We start from the raw sequence: 4639 nt of genomic DNA on the forward strand, positions 1-4639 counted from the left end.
CGCCGGAATCCGGTCTTCCAGCGCTACGTAGCTGAACATCGAACCCTGCTCTCGATCGCTTCCCCGCATTCCCTCTACCCCCGCCTCTTTTCTACCATTTGAAGGAGTGAAGCACGGGGTTTTTCAGCACCCTGCTAAGGGACCAGGTGGAGTTCCTGGCCACCAATGAAGCCCGCTCGAACTGGAACAAGGATCAGTCGTTCCGGCGGTGGGCGACCCGGCACGGTGGGCTCTACGTGCGGCCCGACGAGCGGACCCCGCCCAGTCCGTACCTCGCTCACCTTCCCGATCGCGACCTGGTCACCGTCGACGGGTTGCGCCTCACCCTGATGAACCCGGCATACATGATGCGCCAGATGACCGAGGAGTTCGAGAAGGAGTACGGCATCAAGGGGAGCATCACGGGCAAGGTCCTGCTCAACCCCATCAATCAGGCGGACCCGTGGGAGCTGCAGGCGCTCGAGCGCTTCGACGTGAAGGAGCAGGAAGAGATCGTCGAACTCGCGACGATCGGCGGCGATCGCTACCTGCGCCTGATGCGCCCCATGGTCATGGAAGAGGGCTGCATGAAATGCCACGGTCACCTCGGATTCGAGGTGGGCGACATCCGTGGAGGGGTCAGCGTATCCATCCCCCTCGAGCCCTACTACGCTTCGGTCCAGAATACGGTGACTGCCGCAAAGGGAAGCCATCTCACCGCGTGGGTCATCGGCCTGATCTCGATTGCCGCCTTCTCCGCCGTCAATCGCCGGCGCGAAGACAAGCTGCAGGAGGCCGAACAGACCGTCATTCGCAGCCAGAAGATGGACGCGCTCGGAAAGCTCTCGGGCGGGATCGCGCACGATTTCAACAACCTGCTCGTGGTGATGAGCGGCTACGCCGGTATGCTGGCGGAGGGCGCCGATCACGCCTCGGAAGTGCGACAGTACGCCGGAGAGATCCTCAGCGCATCCGAGCGCGCCCGCAAGCTGACGCAGAAGCTCCTGGGGTTCTCGCGCGGCAGGCCTACCGAGAACGCAGCGGTCGATATCAATTCGCTGCTTCGCGAAGACGAGGAGATGCTCAGCAAGTCCTTGATGGCGCGGATCGAATTGCGGCTGGAACTCGCGGATGGCCTCTGGTCGGCCTGGCTCGACAGGAATAACCTCGAAGATGCGATCCTGAACTTGGCGCTCAACTCTCTACACGCCATGCCCGGCGCAGGTCGCCTCACGATCTCGACGAGTAATGTGCAGCTCGCGGCACTCGAGGCTCGAGAGCTGGGATTGAAGAAGGGCCAGTACGTTCAGGTTTCGGTGACGGACACCGGCTGCGGTATGGACGAAGCGGTTCGCCACAAGATGTTCGACCCGTTCTTCACCACGAAGGGGGAAGAAGGTACCGGACTCGGCATGAATCAGGTCTATGGTTTCGCGCAGCGCTCCCGAGGTGCGGTCACGGTATTCTCGGCGCCCGGAGAGGGGACTCGCGTCTCCCTCTTCGTCCCCCGCCATCGATCCCATCTCGACATCGGCCAGACGGTCGACGAATCCCAGGAACCGAGCGGGCGGACCGACGAGGTGATTCTCGTCGTCGAAGATGAGCCCGCCGTACGCAAGGTTGCAGCGCGGATCCTGAGCTCCAAGGGCTACCGCGTGCTCGAAGCGGGAGATGGTCTCGAGGCCCTGGAAATTCTCACCCGGGAATCCGTCGATCTCGTCTTCAGCGACGTCATCATGCCCAACATGGATGGGCATCAGCTAGCGGCGATCGTGCGCGAGCGCCATCCCGCGACCCCCGTCCAGCTGACGAGCGGCTTCGACGACAGGCGCGGCGGCTCTGCGTCGGCCTACCCGGGGTCGATCCTGAGCAAGCCCTATACCTCTTCGGCCATGCTGAAGTTGATACGCCAGCGCCTGGATGAGGCCCCGCGAGAAAAGCGCGAGGATCGACCGACGACCACGACGGGATAGCATCCAGAAGCGGGGCTCAGCCCTGCTTCTTCGGCTGGTTTCGTTCGAGCCTGCGCCTGTGCGTTCTCATGATCGGATCGGCCGCTCCCGCCGTTGCTGAGCCAGAACCGGGAGAGCCTTTCGCACGCCCAACCAGCCCCGGCAGTCTGGTGATTGTGCGCGGGATCGTGTGGCCCTCCTCGACGTCACGAACCAGATTCGGTTCCATCACGACTGCGTCGAACTGCATCACTGAGGGATACCCATCGAGTGAAGGCCGCTCAGGGTGATGCGCCTAGCTTGTTTCCGTCGCGGCCAGCCAGATGTCGCCAACCTGTCGCCAAGGCATTTTCGACCGCTTCCAAGCGCCCCTCTCGGTTCCGAATCCAGGAGGGCCCACGTTTGATCTGCTGTGTCCCTCACGTTGGGCTCGGAAATCTATGTTGCTCGCTTCCCTCCAAGGCTCCTCCCGCGGCCTCGTTGAGGCGTTCTTGAGCGACCCCGGTTGCCCGGCAGCCCGCTGATTGGGCCAGGGCCTCGAAGGGTCGGATCGTGAACGGATGCGGCCGATTCCGAGGATGGCGTGCCCGGGTGGTGGATCGTCCAAGTCCGTGCTGAACTCGATTCCGAACAACCCCAACAGTACCATCCGACGGGTTCGCAGCATGCAGGGCTGTGCCAAGTAGGGGGGTGCTCGATGGAAGTTCTAGTTGCGTTCTTGATGGCGACGCTGGCAAACACAATCCTCGGCGTCGATGGAGGCGTGCTGGCCGACGTCCAGATCGGCAAGCTCGGGCTCACGGAGCGCGCGCACCTCTGGGCGAGATCTCTCACGCTCTTCGCGGCAGCCTGCGTCCGGGTCGCAATGATCTTTGCGGTTTCCTCGCTCGCCTTCCTGCTCGAGCCGCAGAGTGACTGGTGGTGGTTGCCGAACCGCTGGTTCAGCGAGCACCCCGACGAGCTCGTATGGCGACACCTGCTGCTCTTCCTCGGGGCCGGCGTCGTCATGGCAATCGTGATCTACGAGTACTGGCACGGCTTTCAAGAGGCGGCGCTTGGCCTGCACGAGCACCATACGGAGAAGACGATGGAGACGCAGAGCGGATTCGCGCGTGGTCTTCGCATCGCGCTCGCCCTGCTCGGCGTGCAGCTGCTGCTCGGCATCTTCGGTGTCGACCAGGTATTCCTGATGATGTCGTTGATGGACATCGATACCCAGTTCGGCTGGATGGTAGGCAGCATCCTGATTGCCAACCTCATCATGATCGTCGGCATGGTCCCGATCTCGCGAATCATCCGGCGCTCGCCGCACACCAAGTTCCTGACGCTGAGCATGCTCATCGTGATCGCAGTGAAGCTCGCGATCGACGGCTCGGGCGGCCACTTCTCTGATGGACTGATGATGTTCATCCTCTTCATGCTGCTGATGAACGACGGGGCACAGGCACTCCGCGACCGGCTCGTCAGCCAGCGGCTAGCACGGAATCAGGCGAGCGCGACCGTCTAGGCTGGAGGCCGCGGTCGATCGCTCTCGGCGCTACGTCCGCATCGCGCAGAGCTGGTGATCTCGGGCGTTAGTCACAGCTCTCCACCTCCAGCCCATACGCCACCTCGAAGTCCCCGTTCGAGTGCAGGATGATCCCCACCGGATCGTCCTCTGATTCGTCGTTGCACCGGAGCACGCGGCCGTGGTTCCACTCGCCGTCGTCCTCCGCGGCACCCTCGCCATCGTCTTCGTCGTCGCCGAAGTCGGTGCGAAAGATGTGCTGAGGCTCGATGGGAGGCGTGACGTTGGCACTCAGGTACCGCTGCGCCGCCGCCGCGCGCGGGTGCTTGAACTTGCTGCCGGCCGAGAACACCACTCGCTCAGGGCTCACCGCTTCGATGAAGCATGTGGAGTTGGCGTTGTCGGCGCCGTGGTGGGGAGCGACCAAGACGGTCGACGCGAGGTCGATGGTGCCAGCCTCGTGGGCGGCGACAAGGGCTGCTTCGCCGACCAGGCAGCCCTCATCGTGCGCTCCGTGAACCCGACGTCCGACGACGTCGCCCGCGAAGAGTACCGAGTTCCCTCCGTACTCGAGCTTCGCAGTCACCGAGATGACGTTTCGTTTCTCGGCGGACGAGCTGTCGAGCCAGCTCGGTGGGTCGGGCCATTCGGGAAGTCCGCTCAGGATCGTGATGGTGGCGTCGCCGAGCTGGAACTGCGAACCCGGAGGCAGGTCCCACGAGGAGAGGCTGATGACGGTCACGCCATGCTTCACATGGGAGCCGATCCAATCTCGAGCCGTTTCCCAGGTGCCGCTGCCTGATTCGTCCAGCCTGCTGAACCCGGAGTGGATCACGATCTCCGGGTGGATGTCGTCATCGAAGTACTGCAGCCCTCCCAGGTGGTCGGTGTCCGGGTGGGAGATGATCGCCAGGTCGACGATCGACGCCTGGTCGAGTGCGCGAACGCGATTGATAGCGCGAGAGCAGGCGCGGCTCCTAGGGCCTGCGTCATAGAGGAAGAGATGCCCCCCCCGGGATCCGGGTGATCGTGCACAGGCCGGCCCCGACGTCGGCCACGTAGACTAGTCCCTTGTATCGACCAAAGGCGGAAGTGTTGTCATGCTAAGCACTGCGTCCCCCGCAGCCAATCGGTTCTCGCCGTGTCGCGGGCCGATTCATGGGGCCCGTATGTCGAAGAAGCGGTATCGGATTGACTTGAC

General features: G+C 63.3%; 3 protein-coding genes. 2 read left to right on the forward strand and 1 reads right to left on the reverse strand.

Translation table 11 applies throughout. The features are described 5' to 3' along the window. Positions 1–146: 146 nt before the first annotated feature. Both GY937_16840 and GY937_16845 read left to right on the forward strand, forming a co-directional pair. Entirely contained in the window at positions 147–1952 is a 1806-nt protein-coding gene (locus GY937_16840) for a DUF3365 domain-containing protein (GenBank protein MCP5058372.1), read from the forward strand. Between the two features lie 676 nt (positions 1953–2628). Then, positions 2629–3438 carry a hypothetical protein gene (locus GY937_16845; GenBank protein MCP5058373.1) on the forward strand — a complete coding sequence of 270 codons (810 nt, stop codon included), beginning with the start codon at positions 2629–2631 and terminating at the stop codon, positions 3436–3438. A 67-nt stretch (positions 3439–3505) separates the two neighbouring features. Here the strand turns inward: GY937_16845 and GY937_16850 are convergent, their stop codons facing one another. Beyond that, positions 3506–4273 (reverse strand): hypothetical protein, encoded by a 768-nt coding sequence (locus GY937_16850; GenBank protein ID MCP5058374.1) that lies wholly within the window; start codon positions 4271–4273, stop codon positions 3506–3508. Positions 4274–4639 lie beyond the last annotated feature (366 nt).

The sequence above is a fragment of the bacterium genome, assembly GCA_024228115.1.
GTDB lineage: Bacteria > Myxococcota_A > UBA9160 > UBA9160 > UBA6930.

Bases quoted from the DNA above. Each gene is read 5' to 3' on its own strand.
- GY937_16845 (MCP5058373.1), top strand. From the start codon at position 2,629: ATGGAAGTTCTAGTTGCGTTCTTGATGGCGACGCTGGCAAACACAATC.